The sequence below is a fragment of the Desulforegula conservatrix Mb1Pa genome (assembly GCF_000426225.1).
GTDB lineage: Bacteria > Desulfobacterota > Desulfobacteria > Desulfobacterales > Desulforegulaceae > Desulforegula > Desulforegula conservatrix.
Genome location: NZ_AUEY01000056.1, coordinates 1 through 25,811 on the forward strand (window position 1 = coordinate 1; position 25,811 = coordinate 25,811).

Here is a 25,811-nt window from a genome sequence, read left to right on the forward strand (position 1 = left end):
GGAAAATAAAAATAAAAAACGCAAGGCAGTTTCAAGACAGGAACAGATACATCAGCTAAAGGCAAAAGTAACAAAGCTTGAAGCTATGGAAAGAAACCAGGCAAAGAAAATAGATACAAGACGAAAGATTCTGGCAGGATCATATTTGATTAATAAATATATAGAGAATCAAGAAGCTCTTGCTAAACTGCTTGATTCTTTTTTAGTAAGGGATAATGACCGGGAGCTTTTTGGATTAAAGCCTTTAAAAAAGGCTGAAGAATAATCATTTATTTAAAAAGAAAGTCGCATGGAAAAGGAAAAATATTTTTGGAGAAGCAACTCAAACTGCTATTAAAAATCTTCATGAAAAAAAGCCTGTACTCTATCCACAGCGATGAAAAATGAATCTATCATCTGTATCAAGATGGACATAAAGAGTACAAGTCCACATGATTTTTTGTTAAAGCCTTTGAATTATTTGCATGAATAATGCTAACGTCTTTTTCTTTTAAAGAAAAGCCCGCATCCTTTTTAAATAAGATTTCATCAGTTATTTTTGACACTGAACAGGAAAACATGATCGAGGACATTAAGAAGACACTCTGGGCCACAGCCGACAAGCTGAGAGCCAATATGGACGCTGCCGAATATAAGCACATCGTACTTGGCCTTATTTTTGTAAAATACATTTCAGATACTTTCCAGACCAGAAGAGACGAGCTGACAAAACGTTTTACCGATGAAAACGACGACTATTTTATTCCTGACTCAGACGCTGAAATGCTGGCAGAAGAACTGGAAGACCGCGACTATTACAAGGAAGTCAATGTTTTCTGGGTTCCTGAAGCGGCCAGATGGGAAAGTCTGCGGGCGCAGGCAAAGCAGGCCGACATAGGAAAGCGTATAGACGATGCTCTCTCCCTGATAGAAACCGAAAACCCCAAGCTTAAAGGCATTCTCGACAAACGTTATGCCCGCGTTCAGCTTCCAGACGGCAAGCTGGGTGAACTTGTGGATATGGTCTCAACCATAGGTTTTGGAGTTACAGGCCAGAGTTCCCGCGATCTGCTCGGACAGGTATATGAATATTTCCTCGGTCAGTTTGCCAGTGCAGAAGGCAAGCGGGGAGGACAATTCTACACACCAGCAAGCATAGTTAAAACACTTGTCGCAATACTCGCTCCTCATCAGGGACAGGTTTATGATCCTTGCTGCGGTTCAGGTGGTATGTTTGTTCAGTCCGAAAGATTCATAGAAGCCCATGGCGGAAAAATAGGCGATGTCTCCATATACGGTCAGGAATCCAACCCGACCACATGGCGACTGGCTGCCATGAACCTTGCCATTCGCGGAATTGACTTCAATCTTGGAAAAGAGCCTGGCGACACCTTTGTACGCAACCAGCATCCTGATCTAAGGGCTGATTTTGTTCTCGCAAATCCTCCTTTTAATATATCCGACTGGTGGCACGCCAGCCTTGAGGGAGATCCTCGCTGGCTTTATGGAACACCGCCCCAGGGCAACGCCAACTACGCATGGCTCCAGCATATGCTTCACCACCTGAAATCTAATGGGCGTGCAGGCATTGTCCTTGCCAACGGCTCCATGTCTTCAAGCCAGAATTCAGAAGGCGACATAAGAAGGGCCATGGTTGAAGACGACAAGGTGGAAATAATGGTTGCCCTGCCTGGTCAGTTATTCTTCAACACCCAGATTCCGGCCTGCCTTTGGTTCCTCGTAAAGCAAAAGACCAGAAGGCCGGGTGAAGTTCTTTTCATAGATGCCCGCAAGCTCGGAACCATGATAAGCCGTGTTCAGATTGAATTCACAGACGATGACATCAAGAAAATTGCAGACACTGTGCAAGCATGGCGCGGTGATGAAGAAGCAGACACTGAATATGCTGATGTAGCTGGTTTCTGCCGGAGTGTTTCGCTTGCCGAAATTGCAGAACACGGCCATGTACTGACACCAGGGCGTTATGTCGGTGCTGAAGCTGTAGAGGACGACGACGAAGCCTTTGCGGAAAAGATGCAGAAGCTGACAGAAAAACTTGGTGAGCAGATGGCAAAGGGTGCGGAAATAGACATACTTATCAGGCAGAAGCTTGGAGGGCTGGGGTATGAGTTCTGATTGGAGAAGTTATCAATTCCAAGAATTATGTGACATAAAAAGAGGAGCTTCACCAAGACCAATACATGATTACCTTGGCGATGAGGGAATGCCATGGATCAAAATTGCTGATGCTACGGCAGAAGACTCTAGATTTATTAGGACAAGTAAAGAGCGAATTAAACTGAGTGGAGTTAAGGCAAGTGTTGAAGTTTTTCCAGGGGAGCTGATTTTATCAAATAGCGCCACTCCTGGATTGCCTAAGTTTATGAAAATCAATGCTTGTATTCATGATGGATGGATGATTCTTCGGAATTTTAAACAACTGGATAAAAATTTTGCATATTGGCTTTTGTTGGTGGAACGCACAAATCTTGTTTCGCAAGGTAATGGCTCTGTTTTTACAAACCTCAAGACAGATATTTTAAAAAATTATACAGTAAACATTCCAGCAATAGATGAACAAATAAGGATAGCCAGTTTTTTTAATACATTAGATGATCGCATCACCCTATTGCGCGAAACCAACAAAACCCTCGAAGCCATAGCACAGGCCATTTTTAAATCGTGGTTTGTGGATTTCGACCCGGTGCGAGCCAAACAGGAAGGCCGAGAACCTGAAGGCATGGACGCAGACACAGCCGCGCTCTTTCCCGACAGCTTCGAGGAATCGGAACTTGGGTTGATTCCGAAGGGGTGGAAAGTTGGAACGCTGGGCGACATTTCATGTGTCAAAGGAGGTTTCGCATATAAAAGTGAGGTGTTTTGTGATGCAGGGTCTCCAGTCGTTAAAATCAAAAATATTGTCGGAGATGGAACTGTTGATTTACTGGATGCTCAATTTATTGCAGATGAAATAGCAAATAAAACCCAAAAGTTCGGTTTGAAAGATGGAGATATTGTTATTGCCATGACTGGTGCAACAATTGGAAAAACTGGTGTTATTGTAACAACAGAAGATCAAGTTCCTTATTTGAACCAGCGAGTTGCTAAATTTGATTCTAATTTACAAGGCTTTAATAATAGCTGGTTTATATTTGTAGCATTCCAAAACAAATTTATTTTTGAACAAGTCGTTAATGCGGCATCTGGTAGTGCTCAACCCAATATAAGTACAAACGGTATTGAATCAGTTTGCTTAGTAATTCCCGATAACAATGAATTAATGAGCATATTTAATGAATATATATCTGTCATATTTCAAGGTTGGATTGCCAATCAAAAACAATCAAAAACCCTCACCCAACTCCGCGACACTCTGCTTCCTCGTTTAATATCCGGCCAACTACGCCTTCCAGACGCAGAATCCATGGTCGAAGAGGCGGTTTCATGAGTTATCAGCCCCCATATTCCATAACTCCTCAGATACTTCAGCGGGTAGCAGATATTGTCGAGCTTCTGACCAGATGGTCTCTGTCTGATGACAGTTCCCTGTCCCCGCAGTTGCGCCGTAATAACCGAATCCGCACCATTCAGGCATCTCTGGCAATCGAAAATAATACCCTGAGTATTGAGCAGGTGACGGCGGTGCTTGAAGGTAGGCATGTTCTTGGTCTGCCCCGTGAAATTCAGGAAGTCCGCAACGCCTTTACTGCCTATGAGCAGTTGACAAGCTGGCAACCGCATTCCTTGGGGGATCTTCTGAAAGCTCATGGATTCCTGATGACAGGGCTGGTTGATGAAGCTGGCTCTTTCCGCACAGGCGGAGTCGGTATTTATAATGACAAGAAGCTGGTTCACATGGCTCCGCCTCCAAGCCGGGTATCTGCGCTAATGTCCGATCTTCTTGTCTGGCTTGAATCTGCGCCTGTTCATCCACTTATTGCCAGTTGCGTATTCCATTATGAATTCGAGTTTATCCATCCTTTTTCAGACGGCAACGGACGCATGGGGCGTTTATGGCAGACGCTGATACTCAGCCAGTGGAAGCCCATGCTTGCTTATCTTCCGGTTGAGACAGTTGTCAGAAGCAGACAGGAAGAATATTATCAGGCTCTGGCAGAAGCAGACAGACTGGCCGATTCAACACCTTTCATAGAATTCATGCTTCAGGCTTTGCACGATGCCATGACAGAAGCACTTTCCAAAACGTCGGTAAAAGAGTCGGTGAAAACGTCGGTGAAAACATCTGATAAAATTTTAGGGGAACTTTCCCTGAACAGCTCCATGACCATTCCGGAACTTGCAGAAAAAGTCGGGGTCACAGCGCGGTCTATAGAACGTAATCTTAAAAAATTGCAGGATGAAGGCCGTTTGCGTCGTATAGGCCCAGCCAAGGGCGGCCATTGGGAGGTTATCAAATGACAGAAGACCAGCTCGAACAGGAAGCCCTGGAATGGCTTAAAAGTATCGGGTATAGCCATCGCTACGGACTGGACATTGCGCCGGATGGCTCAGAACCTGAACGCGGCAATTATTCCCAGGTGCTTCTTGTAAGCCGTTTGCGGGACGCTATCAGCCGCCTTAATCCTCTTGTTCCCCTTGTGGCCCGTGAAGACGCATTGCAGAAAATCCTTAATTTGGATACTCCGGTTTTACTTGCCGCAAATCGGGCCTTCCATAATATGCTGGTTAATGGCGTTCCTGTCGAATATCAAAAAGACGGCGAGACACGGGGTGATTTTGTCCGGCTGATGGACTTTTCAGATGTAAAGGCCAACGAATGGCTTGCTGTGAACCAGTTTTCCATAAAGGGGGCAAAACATACACGCAGGCCTGATATCATTCTTTTTGTTAATGGACTGCCCCTTGTTCTGCTTGAGCTGAAAAATCCTGCTGATCAGAACGCGGATCTCCGGAAAGCATACGACCAGATACAGACCTATAAAGAACAGATTCCTGATGTGTTCCAGTATAACGAAATACTGGTAATCTCTGACGGAACTGATGCACTCATGGGATCTCTTTCCGCAAATATTGAGAGATTCATGGCCTGGCGCACCATTGACGGAATTTCCCTTGATCCGCTCGGACAGTTCAACGGACTGGAAACCCTTGTACGCGGAATTCTGGCTCCTGACTGTTTTCTGGATTTTCTGCGCTTCTTTGTTCTGTTTGAAGATGACGGAACTCTTGTTAAAAAAATTGCGGGCTATCATCAGTTTCATGCCGTGCGTTCTGCAATCGGACAGGTTGTGTCTGCATCAAGGCCCGGAGGAAGCCAGAAAGGCGGAGTTGTCTGGCATACCCAGGGGTCTGGAAAAAGCATCACCATGACATGCTTTGCTGCACGGGTAATGCGCGAAGAAGCAATGGAAAACCCGACCATTGTTGTCATTACAGACAGAAACGATCTGGACGGGCAATTATTCGGAGTTTTTTCTCTGTCTCAAGACCTTCTCCGTGAGCAGCCGGTTCAAGGTGAAACAAGGCAGGACTTAAGAGCCAAGCTTTCCAACAGGCCATCAGGCGGAATTGTTTTTGCAACCATTCAGAAATTCATGCCAGGCGAAGATGAAGACAGCTTCCCTGTACTTTCGGACAGACACAATATCGTTGTAATAGCTGACGAAGCTCACCGCACCCAATACGGCTTTGAAGCCAAATTCAAGGGTGATGCCAAAGGGTATCAGGTGGGATATGCCCAGCATCTGCGGGACGCTCTGCCCAATGCGACTTTTGTTGCTTTTACCGGAACGCCTGTATCATCTGAAGATAGGGACACGCGGGCAGTATTCGGCGATTATATCCATATTTATGACATGCAGCAGGCAAAGGACGACGGCGCGACTGTGGCCATATATTTCGAGTCCCGCCTTGCCAAGCTGGGGCTGAATGCGGATATGTTGCCGGACATCGACGAAGAAGTGGACGAACTGGCTGAAGATGAGGAAGACGATCAGCAAGCCAAGCTTAAAAGCAAATGGGCGGCCCTTGAAAAAGTAGTCGGTGCTGATCCGCGTATCAAACAGGTTGCGGCTGATCTTGTCGAACATTTTGATGAACGTAATAAGGCCCAAACCGGCAAGGCAATGATAGTCGCCATGAGCCGTGATATATGCGTCCATCTTTATGATGCTATTATTGCCCTGCGTCCTGAATGGCACGATGAAGACCCTGAAAAGGGCATGATCAAAGTGATAATGACGGGTTCTGCAAGTGACAAGCCTTTGCTGAGACCGCATATATATTCCAAACAGATAAAGAAGCGCCTCGAAAAACGGTTCAAGGCTCCTGACGATCCGATGCGTCTTGTAATAGTCCGTGACATGTGGCTGACCGGCTTTGACGCGCCATGCGTTCATACCATGTATGTGGACAAACCAATGAAGGGCCATAATCTGATGCAGGCCATAGCCCGCGTCAATCGAGTATTTCGGGACAAGCAGGGGGGACTTGTTGTCGATTACATCGGAATTGCAAATGATCTGAAACAGGCTCTCAAAGAATATACAGCAAGCTCCGGGCGCGGTCGTCCGACAGTCGATGCCCATGAAGCATTTGCTGTGTTGGAAGAAAAACTCGATGTGCTGCGTTCCATGCTCCACGATTTCGATTACAGCGATTTTCTAACTAGCGGTCACAGCCTTCTGGCTAAAACTGCCAATCATGTGCTGGGACTTAAAGACGGAAAAAAACGGTTTGGCGATACTGCTCTTGCAATGTCCAAGGCTTTTACGCTTTGCTGTACTCTTGATGAAGCCAAGGCCGTGCGTGAAGAAGTGGCTTTTTTCCAGGCCGTGAAGGTTCTTCTGACCAAAAAGGAAATCAGCAGCAAGAAAAGAGCAGACGAAGAGCGTGAAATGGCTATACGGCAGATCATAGGATCAGCTCTGGTATCTGAAGACGTTGTGGATATTTTCGATGCCGTGGGTCTGGATAAGCCGAATATCGGTATTCTGGATGATGATTTTTTGAATGAAGTACGCAACCTTCCGGAACGCAATCTGGCTGTGGAGCTTCTGGAAAGACTTCTTGAAGGCGAGATAAAAACTCGCTTTGCAACCAATGTCGTACAACAGGCCAAATTTTCAGAGCTTCTTGCAAATGTAATCCTTCGATATCAGAACAGAGCCATAGAAACAGCCCAGGTGATGGAAGAACTCATTGCAATGGCTAAAAAGTTTCAGGAGGCTGTTGGCCGCGGCGAAGAACTCGGCCTGAATGCTGATGAACTGGCCTTTTATGATGCCTTGGCAAACAATGAGGAAGCAGTGCTTGAGATGGGTGATGAGGTTTTGAAGAAAATAGCCCATGAGCTGGCTGAAAATTTACGCAAAAATATCAGCGTTGACTGGTCTGTGCGTGACAGCGTGCGGGCAAGTCTGAGGCTGATGGTTAAACGCATTCTGAGGAAATACAAATATCCGCCGTCAAAGCAGGAAGAGGCTATAAAATTGGTATTGGAGCAAGCTGAGACTCTGAGTGCTGAGTGGGTTCTATAACGCTTAATATTATATTTTTCGGTATATGTGTTTCAAATGTATGAAATTAAGTAAAGATAAAATTGAACGTATTTTTTATTCTGTAGAAATTTCGGAATGGGACAAAACAGAAGAACTATGCTCTTATATTCAATCTGTAAGCCCTCCGTCTTATATGGTTAAAATGGCACTACAATGTTGGTTGGGTAAAGAATTATATTCTTGTGGAGACAAATCCGATTGGGAAGTTTGCATTTACTATAAAAACAAAAAATGGATTATTTCTGATTGGAAACGATATAAATGGAGACTTTTTGGCCCTGATGATAGTGAAAAAGAATCAAAAGAAATAGAAAAGAAACTTATTGCCGCAGCAAAAATTCTTAACAAAGATATTCAAAAAATAGCAGAAGATGAATTTCGTAATGATAATATATCAATATATAATCAGTTTTGGAGAATCAAAGCTTTTTATAGTTACTTTTTAGATAATTCAAGAAAGACATTAAAAGCTAAAGGAAAATCTTCTGGTAAGAAACATAAAAAACCTGAAAAAATACTTTCTGATATACTCAATCAAGCTGTTCTGAAAGGTAAGAAAATAGAATATAATTTAATATCAGCAATTATTTTCTTTTTTTCTTTAACTGAACTAATTTTTGATTCATGTTTTTCTCTCAATAACAGAAAGAACAAAAATTTTAATGAGTTTAGAAAAATGGAGTGGTCTGATAGATTTAAATTTTTTATATCACCTTCTGAAGATAAAAAAATAGAAGCCCTTTATAAAACATTAATAGATCTAAGAACTTACTACCGAAATATTCCTGTTCATGCAAGTCCTACCTTTTTTTTTCAGATGGATGGTTTTGGGCTCATCCCTTCCAATTATGAAACTTTGGAAGTCCCACATATTTCAAAAATATTGATGTATGATGAAAAAGAGCAACTTAAACTAATAGAAGCTATTGAAAATGGTATCTCCTTACTAAAAAATCATGAAAATACTAAGTTTGGTTTTATTTATGCTGAATCTGGCTTGCCAATCCACATTGAAAAAACTGCTGTGGATAAATTGAAATTACATATGGAATCGATGGATTCTTTTAAAGAAGAAATTGAAAGAAGAAATTACCTTCAGGATAGAATAGATAATATGGATATATAACTGGATTTTAAAACTATAATAACTGAACAAAAGCATTGATAGGGACTGGGAAAAGCGGCGCACCATTCGGTTGCGTCACTTTCCCCCAACCCCTCATGCTTGGCGTTAATTTAGGGAGAATTTAAACAAACGGCACAAAAGTCCCATAGGATTTTATGGGTCGATTTGTAAGCATCCAGCCAACTACAGTTTACTGATGAAAACAGACAGATATTCCGTTGTGATACTTTGGGGCAACAGTTTTTGATAATCATCTTCAGTCTGAGCGAGCGGTATTTTTTCAAAAAGAAATCTCAGATATGCATATGGCTCAAGGCCCGCTGATTTTGCTGATTCGACCAGGCTGTAAAGAACAGATGAAGCATGTGCTCCGTTGGGATGCCCAGCGAACAACCAGTTTTTTCTGCCTACGACAAAAGGCCTGATTGCGTTTTCAGCTGCGTTGTTGTCAGGTTTGAGATTTCCGTCTTTAATATAACGGATAAGCCTTTCCCAGTTTGAAAGCGTATATTTCAGAGCCTTGCCAAGCAGACTCGATGGCGGCACCTGAACAACCCTTTTATCCATCCATGACTTGAATTCATCAAGAACAGGCTTTGCCTCGTTCTGGCGCAATTCAAAAATTTCATAAGGAGAAAGTTTTCTGTCAGCTGCGGAACGCTCTATCCTGTAAAGTTTCTGGATATATCCAAGAGCCTGTTCAGCGCTGCCGGTCTTTCCCTTGTCCTTCTTGCCGCGAGCGTCAATGACATCTATGAATTTACGTCTTGCATGACTGAAACAGCCCAGAAGTTTTATTTCCGAATCTTTCTCAAGGCAGTCGTAACCAGCGTAGCCATCGGTCTGGCAATAGCCTTTGTACCCTTCAACAAAATCCTTGGCAACAGAGCCTGATCTTGTCCTGGAATATTGAAAAATAACAGAAGGCTTTTCTGGCGGGCCGCCCCTGAAAACCCACATATACGATTTGGTTTCGTCTGCCCTGTCCTGTTCTTTCAAAACCTGGAGCGTTGTCTCGTCGATATTTATGCATGGGCCTGAAAGAATCTCCATTCTCAGAAGATCGATCATTGGGCCGCATTTTTCCGCAACCTGGATCATCCACGAAGCCATTGTGGATATTGAAATCGTGACTCCGATTCTTTCGAACAGTTTAACCTGACGATAAAGCGGAAGGCTGTCGCAGAATTTGGAAACCACTATCCATGCGAGAAGTCCTGCTGATGGGATTCCCTTGGGGATGATCTGGTCAGGAACAGGCGCGATTTTTACGGTTGGGCCTTCGGATTCTGTTCCTTCACATTTTTTGCAAGCGTACTTGGGCCTGATGTGGCGAATCACCCTTATTTTAGCTGGTATTATGTCAAGTTTTTCGGAAGTTTCCTCTCCAATTTTTTCAAGGCAGGTGCCGCATCCGCAGACTTTTTCGGATTCGGCGATGTCATGAACAACTTCTACGCGCTCGAGCGATTCTGGAAGAGGCTTTCTTTTAGGCTTCACCCTTTTATGGGCAGGAACTTCGATGGTTTCTTCCTTGACTTCTTCAGGAGCCTGTTCTTCGGGAGATTCTGTTTCTGCTTCATTAAAAAGAAGCATCTGAGGATCATTTTCAGGAGCAGGTCTTTTTTCTGTTTTACTCGAAAACACCTGTTTCTGGAGAATGCGGATCTTGCCCTCAAGTTCTTCTATATAGTCAATTACAGGCTGACATTTATCATCAAAAACTTCGGGAGAAGATACCGCAGACTTAAGCGATTCCCTGATTATTGAAGCATTGTCGTGAAGGCTTTTAATTCCTGTTTTCATGCTATTTTTATAGTATAAAAATATATTTATTGTTACTTTTTTCTTTATAAAAGTGAGGAAAAATTCAAGGTTTTATGCGGTTTGAGAGCTGAAATCTCAAGACCATCAAGAAGCCATAAAAGCTCCCGAAAATCGATTTCTTTCACGTCTTCTTTTCTCTCGGGCCATTTGAACCTCTGGCGTTCCAGCCTCTTCTGCCAGAGACAAAACCCGTTCCTGTGCCAGTAAAAAATCTTGATTATATTTTTGCCTCTGTTGCAGAATACAAAAAGATTCCCGGAAAAAGGATTGAGGTTCATTGCGCCCTCAACAAGCAGGCCAAGCCCGTTTATGGATTTGCGCATGTCCGTGGATCCTGCCGCGAGCCACACTCTTGTTGATTCAAGATGCGCGATCATAGCTCTGCCAGAACCCTTAAAACCTGTTTAAGATCTGCGGGATTAAAGCCTGATTTTATTTCCACCGTGAAACATCCTGTTTTCAACGAAATCGGAGTCAAGACCGGGGAAGGCCTTAATCTTGGCACCTCAATGAACTCTACAGATCCGGATTTTCTGGATAGCTTTCTCTTCCAATAAAAAAACTGATGCCTGCCAATATTCTTTCTGCGGCAGTACTCAACTACAGTCAGACTGCTCGCCTTCCATTCAGATATCTCTTTTCCCCAGTATTCAGCCAGATTCTTTTTATCTTCACATTTCGACATGACAAATCCTTTTCAAATTCTTGAAAACAATCTGGCATACTTCTTTTATCTTGAATAGATGGGGTTGGCTGGATGCTTACGGCGTATATTCATTTGCCGTCACCACGAAACTTTTCAATTTGGCAGGCCCTAAAACAGTGTAACTTTGGGAGTCCATAAAATGGTCAAAAGCCTTATGGACTTAAAAATACGCAATCGTCTGTGGGACTTTTGTGTCGTTTGTTTAAATATAGATCTGTAAATAGGCCTGAAATTGAAGACTTACTTCGGGAAACACTTTTAAAAGTAGCTCAATCTGAATTGGGTTGGGATATATCCAATACGGCAAATAGCCAGCCAAATAGACCAATTATAGATATATTTTCTTCTGAAATCACGAATTTTTCAAAACTTAGGTTAGCAAAAGCTTTTCTTAGATGGGCGCGCAATAATGAAGCTTCAAACTTATTAGAAAATGAAATAGCTCAATGGAAAGCATTGATTGAAAAAATTAATAAGGCATTAAAATAATAATAAATGTAAAAAAACATTTTGCGTTAACTTTCCTTCTTTATTTTAAGGAACAAAGAAAATTATGGATCTATTTGATTTAGATAAAGAACAAATGATCATAAAATCTGGTGTAAGATATGTTTTTACACCTTACCAACCAATAATGGATAAAAAATTATTTTTTGGGCGCAGTAAAGAAGTTGCTAATATAATTAGGCAACTTAATACGCCTGGGCAACACTCAGTATTATTTGGCGATCGTGGTGTTGGTAAAAGCTCTTTAGCCAATGTTTCAGCTGATATGTTAAAAGGATTGGCTGGAGGGAAAGTAATAAAAAAACGTTGTGATAGCCAAGATAATTTCGTGTCTATTGTAGAATCTCTGCTTAATGAAGTTGGGATTAATATTCAAATTACTTCTTCTCAACATCAAAAGGCGGAAGGCGGAAAAGCAGGGTTAAATATCCCTGTTGTAAGTGCTGGAATAGATACTAAAACTACTAATACAACCAGCTCTAAAGGATTTGAAGAGAGAGCATCCTCTCCAAGTTGGGTTGCTCAACAAGTTAAATCATTAGATGCTCTATTCCTATTAGATGAAATAGATGTAGTTGTTAAGGACGTAAAGTGGAAAGTAGCTGAGTTAGTTAAACAGCTTAGCGACGAGGGATCAGGGCTAAAATTTTTGATAGTTGGAATAGCCGAAACAGCTAGTGAATTAACACATGGTCATGAATCAGTTCAAAGATGGGGTTAATTAACCAAAAGAACGGTTTGTCCTGCGACCCCTCCTAAGCCCTTGCTACATGAGGCCTTCCGAGGAAAGATCGATTTCAAAACTTACAACAAGACTCTTTATAACTTCTTGAATATTAAGCACATCCCCTCGATTATAAAATTCATACTTGCCGTTGAAGTTTATATGCTGCCAGCCGACTGGCAAAAAACTCAGGATTTCTTTGGCCAATATTTGATCAAGCCGCTGATAATATGGGTAAAGCTCTGACAGTAGTGTTTAACTGTCCACTAATTTATAAGTTAGTGGACAGGGTAATTCATATGAAATAAACTGTCTATAAAATCGTTTTTCACGTACTTAATAGACACCCCGTCCATTAATCGATTTAGGAGACAGTTTTAGCGATGCGACTCTTTGGTTATGCCCGTGTATCCACCAGCCAACAATCCCTTGATGGCCAAGTCAAGACACTAAAGGAAGCGGGGGTTAAAGCCAGCCGTATTTTCACCGACAAAGCATCCGGTAGCCACGTCAACCGGGACGGCTTGCATTCCTTGCGGGTCAAGGTCGAAGAAGGCGACGTAATCCTGGTCAAGAAGCTTGACCGTTTAGGACGAGACACGGCGGATATGATCGCCTTGATCAAAGAATTTGATCAAATCGGCGTTGCCATCCGGTTTTTGGATGACGGCATCAGCACCGAAGGCACGATGGGCAAAATGGTTGTCACCATTCTATCGGCGGTCGCCCAGGCGGAACGCCAACGAATCCTTGAGCGCACCAATGAAGGCCGCATCGAGGCTAAGGCCAAAGGGGTGAAGTTTGGTCGTAAACGCACTATCGATACTATAAAATTACAGGCATTGCATAAGAATGGAATAGGCGCTACTGATATTGCAAAACAAATGGGCATTGGGCGATCAACCGTTTACAAATTGCTGAATGAACGGGGCTTATAGCTGAAACGGCACCGTCATGGACTGGAATGAAAACGGTGAACTGACTTGTGAGGTGGAAGACCATGCCAATTTTGTGCAATACAAGAAGCAAAGTGGCGAGTGGGCCAAGAATGTCGGGTGGCTATAAGTGGTCTATACTGTGCCCAACATAGCTAATTTACAAACATGAAAACTAAAATATCAATTTTTTTGTTAAAATACAGTAACTTATAATAATTTATTTCTTGTAAATGAAAATAGATTTTTTCTCTGCAGGCCGCATGTAGCAAGGGCTTAGGAGGGGGCGCAGGACAAACCGTTCTTTTGGTTAATGAACCCCTGTATGCTGTAGATAAATTGTCGATAAGCATATTCAGGTCAACCAATTAAAAAGCTAAAGGATTTATTTTGGAAAACATTCAAACATTTTTTCTAAGAGTCTCTGCCCGCTGTAATCTGGACTGTAGTTACTGTTATGTATTTAAGCACCAGGACCAGTCTTGGAAAGGCTATCCTCCTGTAATGTCAAAAAAGAACATCCGCCTGTTTGCTGACAGGTTGAAAGAATACGTAATAGAGAAAAACATAAAAGATGTTTACATCATATATCATGGAGGTGAACCTTTATTGATAGGGAAGTCCCTTCTTTTGAAATATACAGATATTATTTTTAATCGTTTAAAAGATACGGCGTGTGTCGAGTTCTCATTACAAACCAATGGAACACTCTTGACAGACGATTTTCTCAAAGAATGCGATAAGAAAAATATCAGAATATCACTTAGTATTGATGGCCCTGAACATGTCCACAACAAAAACAGAAAAATGGCTAACGGAGCTGGGTCCTTTCGCCATGTTTTTTCGGGGATACAGAAGCTTCAAAAACATCCACACCTTTTTCAGGGAGTTATTGGTGTTATAAATCCATATGCTGAACCAGAAGAGCTGTTAAACTTTTATAAGGAAACAAGTCTTTGCAATATTGATTTACTTCTACCTGATGCTAATTATGAACGTCCCCCTCAATATCGTGATTTATCCCCGGATATTTATAAAGACTGGCTTATAAAAATTTTCGATTTATGGTTCGACAAATATCAGGACTTATCATTTAAGACATTTGAAAGTATCTTGAAAAGACTAATAGGGGTTGAAACATCCTCCGATATTTTTGGATTTGGAAAACTGAGTTACTTAACTATCGAAGCTGACGGATCTTATCATACAACTGACATATTAAAAGTAGCCTATGAAAGCGCATCACAAATGGGGATAACGCTGGAAAACGCAACTATTGAAGAAGCGGCAAATCACAGAAAGGTAGAAGAATATAATAACCTTTTAAATATGAAAAACCTTCCGATAAAATGTAAATCATGTGATGTGAGAGACATTTGCGGCGGCGGTTCATTACCTCATAGGTATTCACGATCAAGCGGCTTTGACAACCCAACAATTTATTGCCAAGAAATGATGACACTGATTACCCATGCAAAAAAGCTTATCAGTGCTGAAATTGATAGGGAATATGCCAGGGAAAACCTGAACTATCAAGAGGAGTAAATGCAAAGTAAAATAATAGAAATTGATAAAAAGAGGCTGCCTCCAGACGAAGAATCAAGTATGGATGTTATTTTTGATTATTTTCCTGATCATGAGATAAGAATATCAGAGACCCCTACCCATTATCATTTGGAATTGAAACGTTCCAATTTTTTATATTGTGAAAACGTAGAAAAAGGATTGAAAGCATTAGGAATAAACAAAGAAGATGTGGGATCTTTCTATATTGAAGGCCAGCAAAGCTTTTTTTGTTTATTAGAGTCTTGGATAGCATACGGGTGGAGTAAGTTTATGTCTGAAACCCGATACCGTCCAGATAATCTCACGATAATACATCTTGATGATCATACAGATCTCATGTCCCCCCAAATAAGTGTGGATAACGGCAGATGTATAGACATGCTTACCAGAAACATCGTAAGTTTCTCTGATCCTGAAAGTGTTAAAAATGCTGTTCAATCAGGGGCAATAACGGTTGGTAGTATGATGACTCCACTCATTCATTACATTGAAAATGTTGATGTGTTGCATTTAATGCAACAAGTAGAAAGTACTTCGCGATATATCAATAAAAGCACCGATCCTGATACCATACTGGATCCAAGGCAAAAAAGGATTTCAATAAATTTTACCGACGGACCAGCCAATAAGAGAGGAAAAAACAATATTTATTTAAAAACGCCTCATTTCTCAGAAATAATTCAAAATATCAATCCAGAAACTGACATATTTCTTCACATAGATATGGATTATTTCAATAACAGGTTTAATGGATCAACTGACTGGGTAAATTATCCTCTAAAACATAACCTGAGTATAGATGAACAAAAGGAGGCTATGGGAGTTTTTTGCCGAAAGATATCTAAAGCTGGTGTAATTAGCAGAATTAAACATGTTAGTATTGGAGTGTCGCCGTCTTTTTATCCATCCGAGTATTGGAAAGAAGGCATGACCTGCCTTCTAAGAGAGTTGAATTCTGTAGGCCTAAAAGTGACTGATCTGATTAACCGACTAAATTTAAAGGAAGAAAACGTGTTATGAGCATGTCCACTCCTAAAATATCAGGAAAGAAAAAAGTCCGCAGCGTAAAAAGAAAAAAGTCCTTGAAGCCAAAGAAAAACAAACGCCGCTATGTTGCCCCACCTCCAACGAAAAAAAGAACAGGTGATAGGGTTGATCCAGATATTATAACTCTAATAAAAGGGAAAGGATCTCCGAAAAATGGGGGCATGCTGGGAGGTTTTTTCTGGCATATTTTTCATCAAGACGTAAGAGCGGGAAAAATATTTATCAATTTTAACAAAGATACAGAGAAAGCCGATATTAAAATCTTTATAAACCAAAAAAGCCAGGGGAAAGGGATTGGCAAAGTAGCCTATAAAAAAGCATGTGAAGAAAGTAACTACTCAAAGATCTATGCTTCAATGAGAAAAGATAATATCGCATCCATTCGGGCGGCAGTTGCGGCAGGTTTCGAAGAAATTCCATCAACAAGTGGCCAGATGTCAATGTTATGGCAAAAAAAATAATTTTCCCTATTAAAAAATTTGAAACTTTGCCTAGTGATTTGAATAAGTCAAATTACATTGATTTTCTACTTCTTTTGGCAAATCTGAAACCTGCATTAAGAATAAAAATTGATAGAAATTTGACAAAACACGAGCTTAATACATGGTGTACAGAAAACCATTTTGGTTTTTCATCTAATGAAGGGGGATATATTTGTGTTGCGGTAGATAAAGATACTGCTGATCTGGTACAGAAAACAGACGATTCCTATGAACCTCATGAGTATAAATTAGGGCTATTGCTTGGTTATCCAACATGTTGTTGTAAAAACATATCAACTATTGGTGAAAAATTTATTGATGAATGGGAGGGTGAATTAATAAAGAATTACACGTTTGAAGGTGAATTTGAGCTTATTAATCCGAAAGGATACGGTGCAGGTTTCTCTCTTATATCTCACGTCCCCTGCTCGCCTGTTTGCAAACCCTCATTAAATATTGCCCAAAAATCATTGCAAATCATTACGTTCTATAAATTCAATAAGCATTTTTCTCATTGGAAATACTGGACAAAAAAATGAGGTTAGCTAAATTGGGGTACGACAACGATTCCTTCATTTTGGGGCCATAAGGCATCAACCTATGACCACAGTCTATGCGGATATAGTAACCAGCTCTTTTCGGGTAGGCGTAAGGATTCCTTCGTAAATGCGTAAGATCTCCCTTAAACCCCTATCAAATATACGTTTCAAGATAGGTGTATCGTTTAAAGTAATCTATAAAAAGACCAGCATTCTGCCACAGCGGATTGCCGGTTCCAAGGTTGTTTTGCAGGGAGGGTTCAATTGGGACAGATTGCCGCAATATATTGTCGCGTTTCGACAAATGATCAAGACTGCAAACGCCAGGAAACGGATTTAATTGGCTTTGCTGAAAAAGCTGGCTATACAATTGCAGGAGTATGGAAAGAAACCGCATCCGGAAGCAAGGCGGATCGCCAGAAACGTAAGTGTGTGTTGAACCTCGCACAAGCACGAAAAATCGATGTTATTTTAGTAACAGAACTGTCCCGCTGGGGGCGATCAACATTGGACGTGTTTCAAACATTCAACGACCTGCAATCATGGGGTGTTTGTCTGATCGCGCAAACAGGATTGCAGTTTGATCTATCGACGGCGCAAGGAAAACTTATAGCAACGTTGATGGCTGGATTAGCAGAATTTGAGCGTGATCTGTTGCGTGAAAGAGTTAGATCTGGTGTTAAAGCAGCACAGGCCCGTGGTGTGGTGTTCGGGCGCCGCCTTGGGCAACGAGTAAAGTCAGATAAGTTAGCGCCGAAAGTATTAGGCCTGGTGGCAGCTGGACAATCCTACCGACAGATAAGCAGGCAACTAAATTTGAGCAAAAATACCGTGATGGGAATAGTCAAACGCAAACGTGTAAAAGACGGTGACAACTGATAGGGCACAACAAATATGATCTTTTGTGTACGTAAATACTGTTTCGTATATTGTTCATGCCGTTGATGTTGAAACGTATATTTGATAAGGGTTCACGGGCGATCTTACGCATTTACGAAGGAATCCTTACGCCTACCCTGTCTCCCTTGATATTTCATGGATAGATTTCCCATACACCCTCGACAACCTACGTATATGTTCATAGTTTCCCATTTTCAGCATTCCTCCACACCTCCGGTAACTAAAATAATCATGCCTTCTTATATCACGATTTATTATTATCAGAGGTCTTTGGCTGGGGGATTTTTCGACTGGCATTTCTGCTTTTACTGGGGGAATTTTAGGCTATCAAAATCACCCATGACTACCGCTGCTGCCATTGACAGACTTGTACATCATAGCATCATTCTTGAACTTAACTTGCCAAGCTACAGACTGGAAAAGTCAAAACAGAAAATTAACGAGGAAAAAAAATGAAGAAAATATGCCCTAAATTGCAGGAAATGGATCGGGAATTATAACTGTCGCTGACACGGAAAAATAATTGTCGTTGATCACACCTCGTCGCTAACTGTGTCATTTTTTATAATGTATTCTCCCTCTCCAGTATTTTGAACGACTTACATCAAAGTGAACAATCTCTGAATCCCGCCATAATAGCTGCGCTCAGCCCCTACATGACACAGCATATAAATCGATTCGGCCGTTACGAGCTGGATTTGGACAGGCGTCCTCCAGAGCTTATTTATCATCTCTGGGCATGAGTTCCGTTGCCTTATGGCCCAAAAATGAAGGAATCGTTGTCGTACCCCAAATTCAATGCATTCATATTTATTGATTAAACATTTGATGCATGTCCTCTAACGGGTATAACTGCTTATATTCTTTCCATACACCTGCGCAAACATCATCATATTCACATTTTTTACAGGTGTCATACTTAGAGTAACCATCCTCTAAAGCTTTTTTATAATCTATATGTCCATCTTTTTTTCCTCCAAAACCAACAACATCTTGAGTTCTTTTCTTATATATTTCAAGCGCATATGTCCTCAACTTCTCTTCAAAAATACAATAGGGAAGAGCCTCTAAATATGGGCTAATATCTTTACCTAAGCAGTATTTTAATGCCCCATTGACGCTGTTTTTTATTTCAGAATAAGTTGGTGTGATTTCGTTGTCATATGCTACCCCCAAAGGATGGGGAAATGTAATATTAAATTCCCGAATACCATAATGTTCGTGAGCAAATTTATAAACTTCCGTCAATCCTTTGTAATTCACTTTGCTGATAACTGTTTGAATAGCAATAGAATTCACATCAACTTTCGTTACCAGCTTGGATAATGCAAGCGTCGTTTCATAAAAACTTGAGGGGGAAGACGTAATATAGTCGTGTATTTGAGGACTACTGCTATGCAGTGCTATCAAATAAAAATCAACCACATTAATGCTTGATTCCAACACTTTATCATTTGATAGCATGCGGCCATTTGTTTGAAGATCCACGAATTTGATTGATCCTGCTTCTTTTTTTTCTTTTACAAACCTCATTATTTTACCGTAGTCCTCTCTGTAAGTAATTTCTCCTCCGGTTAACGTAAGAATAATTTGTGAATATTCTGAAATATAATTCTCAATAAGTGCTTTGATTTCATCAAAGGACAAATCACTTTCGTGTTTCTTATCTGAAACAACACAATGAATACAGTTGTTGTTGCAGGTAAATCCGACTTTTAAATCAACAAGTTGGGACATTTTATGACCTTCCGCTTGGAATTTATTTTAACAATATTTTCAAGAATATGAATTCACACCTTCATGAAAATTTAGAACTGAGCCATTAAGTAATTATTTTGGTTATTGTCAATTTATCGGGAAAATAGAAATCTCTACGCCAATTTCAATACCTCTAATTCAAAATATTGATATTTGTTATCCGATGTTAAAGTCTTTTCTGATTGTTTCAGATTAACTAATCCGGTCTTAATAATATTTAATTCACAACAAATGTCATTTATAATATTTGCATATTCTTCCATCAATTCTTTCGATTCAAGCCCTACGACAAATCTTATAGCCGTATGAACATTGTTTATTACACAAGATGCGAAACCAAGGCTATTCCTCACGGCAATTTGAAGATTTCTGGAACAAAACTTCTTATTCAGATATTCAAAAATTAAGGTGTTGAATTCCACTCTCTTAGTCGGAAAATATTTTTGTGCAAAATCGTTTGTGCTTAATCCTAAATATAAATGGCTATCGTGCAGTTTTGATATCGAAATTACATTCTCTGATAACACTGCATCAGGATATATATTTTCCGGACCAATCCGAGAATACAAGAATTGACCATTATCTTGAATATCCCTAATGTATTGATAGTGATGGTCATGAGAATACTTAAAAATATGGCAAAAATATTGAAGTGAAGAATCTGAGATTAATCCGCTATCAGAATATTTCGCCAATTTTCTTCTAAAAAGAGAATAATTATTCCCCGAATATAGATTTAATATATATGCTCCCAAAAACTTATCCATGCCACACTGAAAATACTTACTTAAACTCTGTAAAATAATTAGATTTATCGATCCATTAACTATTCTGGAAGAACACAATTTGATAAAATCAGTTAATTCAGGCTCTGATATATAGCTAAGTGTAACATCCAAAACTATTGTAGAATTTACAGGATCGCAGTAATCCAACAAATCAACCAGACGTAATGTCTCAATCTCTGAAACTCTGGCATTATTGGGCTTAAAATCATAAAAAAGGACATTAGGCAAAACTGTAGGATACTTACCCTTTGTCAAGTTAACTAATTGTTTGCTATCCGAAAACGCTCTAACCATCTGCTGTGTTTCATAATACAGATCATTAAAATATCCGATACGTAGTGTTTTGTAGTGATCTATAGCTGCCTCTAAACATGCGCATAGCCCCCTCATCCCGTTTGGCATATAATACAAAGAGTAACTATTATCGGAAAAACTTCCTTCGTACTTTTTGGTTAGCATCACCATTAACTGTTCCAAAGGATTCTTGTATGGCCTCATGTAAAGGAGTATTTGAATTAAGCAATTATTTAAATATTCGAGACTGATTAGTTTATGTGCAAAGTCATGATTGTCTTCGGGGAATCCGTTTATAATCGAAATCACTTCCTTCATATGGTAAATAAAGATATCCTCACTGAATTCCTTTAACATATCTGATTGATCCAATATCAAGCCCATAAACATATCAGAAACATATCGAGATACTGAATCAAGTTTTTCAAAATAACCTGTTAGAATTAGCGATTTAAATCGCTCTAATGCCATAAAAAAACTTTCCACGGGAGGTTTGCTATGGTTCTTTAGCTGGGAGAAACCGTAACTTTTGTGGTCTGGGTCATTAGGTAAAGATAGGTAAGAGTGAATGTCGTCAAGAGTTATTCTTTCTTTTAGTACAGAAACATTAGGTCTGTAGCCTGTTACACCACAGACTTCATCAAAAAACAACTTATTCCCAAACGATATCTTTAAGACACAAAAGGCGTCTATTTTATGAAAAGACCCTATGAAGAGGAGATTTTTGGCTGCTAATTTTTCGACTGAAAATTTGGCATTTGGCATGTTTTCAGCAAAGGATATTAATACAGAGAGCGCCTTTTTCTCTAAATCATCGTTACTGCAAATAACGACGAGAGGTTTGATATACTTATCCTGCGTAATACTGTTATGCAAATCATCTACCGGGCATTTTAATAATATTTGCAGATACTCAAAGATTGACAATAAATCGCCATGGTCGATCTTAATTTTAAACTCCTTCAAAACCGAGGCATATGAAAGCATTCCGATAAAAGAAGTATTATCGACCAATATGGCATTATCAGAGAAACCTTTATTTTTTATTAATGCCTTTTTCAGTAGGGATGTAACGAAAAAGTCATTAAATTTTGCGCCAGTGGCTCGGTAATATTCAGCATCAAAATCAATGGGAGAAGTTTGCCTTTGAAGACGTGTTAATTCAGATAAATGCAGATTAGTTAAATTTGAATATGCGTGCAAAAAAGTATTAAATTTAATGGGCGCACTAACAATTTCATCCATAACTAAAAAATAAAGTTCAAACCAATCACGGAAATATTCATTAGAAATGAGACTATTTTTTTTAATCTTCATTATTAAAAACAATTATCATCGTTCAATAAGGTGACTTATATCGCAATAAGAGCTTGCCCATATTGTATTATCTAACTCCCCAAGCCCAATAACTGCTTTAGAAAGAGGGGGAGTGTAAATAAAAAAAGCGGTGTGTTAAAGTGGACCCCTGAGCCAAGACAAAAAAACACATAATTTAAGCTGCACATTCGAATTCATTTACAGCAGAAAGGCGCTGTCCCGATTTTGGCTTTTTAGTTGCTTCTGATTTTGTTTCTGTGGTGGATTCCCCTGTTCCGCTACGCTCCACAGGGGAATCCACCACCATCGCCACAAGAGGGTATTTATCCACGATCAAGGCCCCTCCACCTATTGCAGTTCGGTATACCAAATCCGGTGTCTTCTGGGCCAGCGACTGGTGAGGACGCTCGCCATTGTAGAAGGTGAAGTATTCTGACAAACCGCCCGTTAATTCACTCATTGTGGAGTAGCCTTTCATATACACATCTTCATGCTTGACGCTTCGCCAGAGCCGCTCTACGAAGATATTATCGAATGCCCGACCTCGACCGTCCATGCTGATGACGATGTCTTTCTGTATCAACACACCTGTGAATACTTCGTTTGTAAACTGTGCGCCTTGATCGCTGTTGAATATTTCCGGCTTGCCATGGTTTCTCAATGCTTCTTCCAGGTAATCAACACAAAACACCGCTTCCATGCTATTACTGATTCGCCAGCTGAGCACCCGGCGTGAATACCAGTCGATTATCGCAACAAGATATGCAAAGCCATGCGCCAGACGGATATAGGTGATATCCGTACTCCATACCTATTTGGGTCTGACCACAGAAACACCGAGCAGCAGGTATGGATAAATCTTGTAAAAAGAGTGAGGACGGCTGGTGTTTGGGCTTAGTGCCATCCCCGCCAGCCCCATTTCACGCATCAATCGTTGTAAACGCTTTCGATTTACGGTATGGCCTGCCGTCTTGAGAAAAACAACCATTTTGCGGCTGCCATAAAACGGACGCAGCGTGTATTGCTTGTCAATCAAGCCTCTGACCAACAGGTCGCTTTCAACAACCCGCCCCGGCTTTTCAGGCATAAATTGTGGCGCGAGATACCCCTGCCAGAACGCATTGATCAACCACCGATTCCTATCCCCTTTGTCAATCCACCCTTGCCATATCATGACTGGTTGATCCCTGACTTTTTTTTAGCCAGTCGAGTTCCACTTTCAACTTTCCAATTTCACTGTACAGCAGATCCGGCTCCCGATACGCAATAATCGCCTTGGGGCCTCGCTTGCCTTCGAATAGCGTTTGGGCTTGCTCCTGGATTTCCTTCTTCCACTGACCCACCGTTATTGGATGGACTCCATACTCCTGCCCTATCTCGTTGATCGTTTTTAACCCTCTCAACGCCTCCAATCCAACTTTAGCCTTGAACTCAGGGGCTGTGCGCTTTTCTCTTCTTTGATTCACTCATCGCTTCTCTTTCCTTTTGGTTGCGCACAGCTTAAACTACTGTCTTAAAACTTGAGTCCACTATATGTTTCATAAAAAAACATACCGCTTTTAAACTAAATATAAATAGTGTGTCGTTAGGATCTATTGTGCCTGCTATGCATCCGACTATAAGCTTCACCCGGGTGTTGTGCCGAAGCGCTGATCATCTGGGCTTTTAAGCGGTCAACGATTTTATTTTGTGGCTCTTTTATTTCGATAATTTTCTTTGAAATTGTATTCGCAGATGATGATGATTTCATGTTCCCCTCCTTTATTTCAACAATTAAGAAAAATTTTTAATATGATTGATAAATGTTAGGTTTTGGAACTTTGTGCACTGAAGAAAACCGTTAGGTGGTTTTTCTGATGATACTTTGCAAATCGAAAAATAATATAACAGCCGCCAAGTTATTGTCAAACGAAAATTGTTGGAATATTCCGCGTCCACGGGGTACCAAAGGATTTTTCACAGAAGCTGCCTCTGTGTCAAACTGTACGTTAAGAGCGTACGCTAAATTTACAGTTTAAAACGGCTGAAAACTGTCAGTATAGAATGTTTTTTTGCTTTAATTGACAACTCTGGGCTTGGGTCTTTGAATCTAAATTGACATTTTCAGCAAAAAATATTTCTTCGCCTGGACAGAGAACAGACGTTAGCATTAACCCAATGAAGAGTTCAAAGGCTTTGATAAAAAAATCGTCCTGGCTGCCGTTATTAAGTCCAATAATGTTACCTTATCGGACGCAATGTTTTTTATATCACGGTTGACAAAAGGCAGACATTGTCATATTTTTTTATATGAAATATTTACACTGGTGTCCTGAAAAAAATAAAATTTTAACTGCTGAGCGCGGCATCTGTTTTGAAGAAATTGCATATTTGATCGAAGCAGGAAAAATACTCGCTGTTGAAGAAAATCCCGGACACCCGAATCAAAAAATATATATCCTCGAAATGGAAGGCTATGCTGTAATTGTGCCTTTTGTTGAAACAGAAAACGAGATTTTTCTTAAAACAGCTTTTCCAAGCCGCAAATACACAAAACAGTACGGCTTAAAGGGGGAATAATGAAAAAATTTGATAAAAAATCATTCGAACCTCTTGATTCAGAAGAAAAAGAATTAATGGAATCCATCGAACGTGAAGAATGGCGGCCTGTTGATGATTTGAATCAGGAGAAACAAAAGGCAATTGAGGCTGTTGGCAATACCTTGAAAAAAGATAAACGCATTAATCTTCGTCTAAGTCAGAAAGATTATCACCAGATCCAGATCAGAGCTATCAAAGAGGGCATTCCATACCAGACCCTTATTTCAAGCATCGTTCATAAATATTTAGATGGTTCCTTACATTAGAAATTTGATTGTTCGGATCAAGGCCTACTCAAAATTTGGTCAGTAACTCCAAAACATAGGGGATAAAATGATAATAACCCTGGATATGACAGAACAAGAGGCAGAGATCTTTTCTGAATTTCTGAAAAGAATGGGCCTGAGTGATTATCAGGCCAAGGCCCAGACAACGGACGAGGCCTATTTGATGCAGGATGCCGGAGAAAAAATAAGGAAAGCCCTGGCCGAATATGGCTTTTCTCCAAGATAAAGAAACGTCTTTTGGAATATTTTTCCTCAGAAAATACAGATCAAGTCCCGGCTCTTCCGGAACACGTCTCAAGCCGTGTAAAAACCATATTCGAGGACGGCACTCCAGAAAATACAAGAAAAGCCTATAGGAAAGATCTCCTTTATTTCAAGGAATGGTCAAGGGCCGTTACAGATGCTGACGCTGTCATGCCTTTTCAGGAGCCTGACATAATAAAATTCATAACTGATCATCTCATGGGCCTCGATCCCGAAGTAGAATCAGTTCTCATGGAATCAGGCATAAAGGCCAAATCAGGGCCGCATTCCATAAGCACAATAACAAGAAGAATAGCATCCATATCTTCAGCACACGAAATGCGTGGTCTTACAAATCCATGCAAGTCCGGAGAAGTTCGATTTCTTCTTTCCAAGGCGAGAAGGGCAGCGGTTAACAATGGATTCAGAACAACAAAGAAAAAAGCCGCTACCCTGGACATACTCGAAACCATGATAAAAACCTGTGATGACAGCATTTTTGGAATAAGGGACAGGGCTGTTCTGCTTTTTGCCTTTGCCAGCGGGGGAAGGAGACGTTCTGAAGTCTCTTCAGCATGTTTTGAGGATCTAACCAGATCAGACTCCACAAATAATGAAGGATACTCCTTTATAATAAGAAGATCCAAAACTGACCAGGAAGGAAAAGGCTTTACAGTTCCCATAAT

25 protein-coding genes and 2 pseudogenes are annotated in these 25,811 nt (G+C 40.5%); 20 read left to right on the top strand and 7 right to left on the bottom strand.

Translation table 11 applies throughout. The features are described 5' to 3' along the window. The 6 genes from K245_RS28075 to K245_RS0116050 all read left to right on the top strand — a co-directional run. Nucleotides 1-265, top strand: a 265-nt coding sequence (locus tag K245_RS28075; RefSeq protein WP_027360048.1) for a hypothetical protein, incomplete at its 5' end; no start/stop codon positions are given. A 293-nt stretch (nt 266-558) separates the two neighbouring features. Continuing rightward, the gene (locus tag K245_RS0116030; protein ID WP_027360049.1) at nt 559-2,115 is read left to right on the top strand and encodes a class I SAM-dependent DNA methyltransferase; all 1,557 of its coding nucleotides are present in this window, start codon (nt 559-561) and stop codon (nt 2,113-2,115) included. Continuing rightward, the gene (locus K245_RS24915) at nt 2,105-3,427 is read left to right on the top strand and encodes a restriction endonuclease subunit S (protein WP_051284233.1); all 1,323 of its coding nucleotides are present in this window, start codon (nt 2,105-2,107) and stop codon (nt 3,425-3,427) included. Before K245_RS0116030 ends, K245_RS24915 begins: the two co-directional genes overlap by 11 nt. Then, nucleotides 3,424-4,398, top strand: a complete 975-nt coding sequence (locus tag K245_RS0116040) for a Fic family protein (RefSeq protein ID WP_027360050.1) — start codon at nt 3,424-3,426, stop codon at nt 4,396-4,398. The genes K245_RS24915 and K245_RS0116040 overlap by 4 nt, the downstream gene beginning before the upstream one ends. Beyond that, a complete protein-coding gene (locus K245_RS0116045; RefSeq protein ID WP_027360051.1) occupies nt 4,395-7,478 on the top strand; it encodes a type I restriction endonuclease subunit R in 3,084 nt (1,027 codons plus the stop codon). Before K245_RS0116040 ends, K245_RS0116045 begins: the two co-directional genes overlap by 4 nt. Before the next feature lie 40 nt (nt 7,479-7,518). Continuing rightward, nucleotides 7,519-8,625 carry a hypothetical protein gene (locus K245_RS0116050; protein ID WP_027360052.1) on the top strand — a complete coding sequence of 369 codons (1,107 nt, stop codon included), beginning with the start codon at nt 7,519-7,521 and terminating at the stop codon, nt 8,623-8,625. A 183-nt stretch (nt 8,626-8,808) separates the two neighbouring features. Here the strand turns inward: K245_RS0116050 and tnpC are convergent, their stop codons facing one another. The 3 genes from tnpC to tnpA are packed head-to-tail and all read right to left on the bottom strand — an operon-like array spanning nt 8,809 to nt 11,137. Beyond that, nucleotides 8,809-10,431, bottom strand: coding sequence for an IS66 family transposase (gene tnpC / locus K245_RS0116055; RefSeq protein ID WP_027360053.1), 1,623 nt, complete (start codon nt 10,429-10,431; stop codon nt 8,809-8,811). 44 nt (nt 10,432-10,475) lie between these two features. After that, a complete protein-coding gene (tnpB, locus tag K245_RS0116060; RefSeq protein ID WP_027360054.1) occupies nt 10,476-10,829 on the bottom strand; it encodes an IS66 family insertion sequence element accessory protein TnpB in 354 nt (117 codons plus the stop codon). Further along, nucleotides 10,826-11,137, bottom strand: a complete 312-nt coding sequence (tnpA, locus tag K245_RS0116065; RefSeq protein ID WP_027360055.1) for an IS66 family insertion sequence element accessory protein TnpA — start codon at nt 11,135-11,137, stop codon at nt 10,826-10,828. The genes tnpB and tnpA overlap by 4 nt, the downstream gene beginning before the upstream one ends. A 219-nt stretch (nt 11,138-11,356) precedes the next feature. Here tnpA and K245_RS0116070 point away from each other — a divergent pair, with 219 nt between their 5' ends. The 10 genes and pseudogenes from K245_RS0116070 to K245_RS28585 form a co-directional block, all read left to right on the top strand. Further along, nucleotides 11,357-11,647: a hypothetical protein gene (locus tag K245_RS0116070; RefSeq protein ID WP_156906822.1), complete on the top strand. Its 291-nt coding sequence runs from the start codon at nt 11,357-11,359 to the stop codon at nt 11,645-11,647. Between the two features lie 64 nt (nt 11,648-11,711). Then, nucleotides 11,712-12,386 carry an ATP-binding protein gene (locus tag K245_RS24920; protein WP_051284235.1) on the top strand — a complete coding sequence of 225 codons (675 nt, stop codon included), beginning with the start codon at nt 11,712-11,714 and terminating at the stop codon, nt 12,384-12,386. Between the two features lie 386 nt (nt 12,387-12,772). Next, a complete protein-coding gene (locus K245_RS0116085) occupies nt 12,773-13,327 on the top strand; it encodes a recombinase family protein (protein ID WP_027360057.1) in 555 nt (184 codons plus the stop codon). A gap of 387 nt (nt 13,328-13,714) precedes the next feature. After that, a complete protein-coding gene (gene yhhB, locus K245_RS24925; protein ID WP_051284237.1) occupies nt 13,715-14,869 on the top strand; it encodes a cyclophane-forming radical SAM/SPASM peptide maturase YhhB in 1,155 nt (384 codons plus the stop codon). Beyond that, nucleotides 14,870-15,910 carry a hypothetical protein gene (locus tag K245_RS0116100; protein WP_027360058.1) on the top strand — a complete coding sequence of 347 codons (1,041 nt, stop codon included), beginning with the start codon at nt 14,870-14,872 and terminating at the stop codon, nt 15,908-15,910. After that, nucleotides 15,907-16,398 (top strand): GNAT family N-acetyltransferase, encoded by a 492-nt coding sequence (locus K245_RS0116105; RefSeq protein WP_027360059.1) that lies wholly within the window; start codon nt 15,907-15,909, stop codon nt 16,396-16,398. The genes K245_RS0116100 and K245_RS0116105 overlap by 4 nt, the downstream gene beginning before the upstream one ends. After that, nucleotides 16,383-16,958, top strand: coding sequence for a hypothetical protein (locus K245_RS28080; protein WP_035277437.1), 576 nt, complete (start codon nt 16,383-16,385; stop codon nt 16,956-16,958). Before K245_RS0116105 ends, K245_RS28080 begins: the two co-directional genes overlap by 16 nt. 264 nt (nt 16,959-17,222) lie before the next feature. Further along, nucleotides 17,223-17,837: a recombinase family protein gene (locus tag K245_RS0116115; protein ID WP_027360061.1), complete on the top strand. Its 615-nt coding sequence runs from the start codon at nt 17,223-17,225 to the stop codon at nt 17,835-17,837. A gap of 360 nt (nt 17,838-18,197) precedes the next feature. After that, the gene (locus K245_RS28335; protein WP_408605764.1) at nt 18,198-18,314 is read left to right on the top strand and encodes an ATP-binding protein; all 117 of its coding nucleotides are present in this window, start codon (nt 18,198-18,200) and stop codon (nt 18,312-18,314) included. A gap of 92 nt (nt 18,315-18,406) precedes the next feature. After that, nucleotides 18,407-18,601, top strand: a pseudogene (locus tag K245_RS28585) (Tn3 family transposase); the annotation flags it as partial. A gap of 67 nt (nt 18,602-18,668) precedes the next feature. Here K245_RS28585 and K245_RS0116125 read toward each other — a convergent pair. The 4 genes and pseudogenes from K245_RS0116125 to K245_RS28085 all read right to left on the bottom strand — a co-directional run bounded on the left by K245_RS0116125 (nt 18,669) and on the right by K245_RS28085 (nt 23,765). Next, a complete protein-coding gene (locus K245_RS0116125) occupies nt 18,669-19,595 on the bottom strand; it encodes a radical SAM protein (RefSeq protein ID WP_027360063.1) in 927 nt (308 codons plus the stop codon). 134 nt (nt 19,596-19,729) lie between these two features. Continuing rightward, entirely contained in the window at nt 19,730-22,015 is a 2,286-nt protein-coding gene (locus K245_RS0116130) for a hypothetical protein (protein WP_027360064.1), read from the bottom strand. Between the two features lie 319 nt (nt 22,016-22,334). Next, nucleotides 22,335-23,485 (bottom strand): annotated as a pseudogene (locus K245_RS27780) (IS3 family transposase); the annotation flags it as partial. A 115-nt stretch (nt 23,486-23,600) separates the two neighbouring features. Then, on the bottom strand, nt 23,601-23,765 hold the full coding sequence (locus K245_RS28085; protein ID WP_198013907.1) for a hypothetical protein: 165 nt from the start codon (nt 23,763-23,765) through the stop codon (nt 23,601-23,603). A 620-nt stretch (nt 23,766-24,385) separates the two neighbouring features. Here K245_RS28085 and K245_RS0116150 point away from each other — a divergent pair. The 4 genes from K245_RS0116150 to K245_RS24940 form a co-directional block, all read left to right on the top strand. Next, entirely contained in the window at nt 24,386-24,574 is a 189-nt protein-coding gene (locus tag K245_RS0116150; protein WP_232223842.1) for a hypothetical protein, read from the top strand. Further along, nucleotides 24,574-24,861 (top strand): antitoxin, encoded by a 288-nt coding sequence (locus K245_RS0116155; RefSeq protein ID WP_035277438.1) that lies wholly within the window; start codon nt 24,574-24,576, stop codon nt 24,859-24,861. The genes K245_RS0116150 and K245_RS0116155 overlap by 1 nt, the downstream gene beginning before the upstream one ends. A gap of 67 nt (nt 24,862-24,928) precedes the next feature. Continuing rightward, nucleotides 24,929-25,108, top strand: coding sequence for a DUF7706 family protein (locus K245_RS0116160; RefSeq protein ID WP_027360069.1), 180 nt, complete (start codon nt 24,929-24,931; stop codon nt 25,106-25,108). A gap of 11 nt (nt 25,109-25,119) precedes the next feature. Further along, on the top strand, nt 25,120-25,811 hold a 692-nt coding region (locus K245_RS24940), incomplete at its 3' end, for a hypothetical protein (protein ID WP_035277439.1).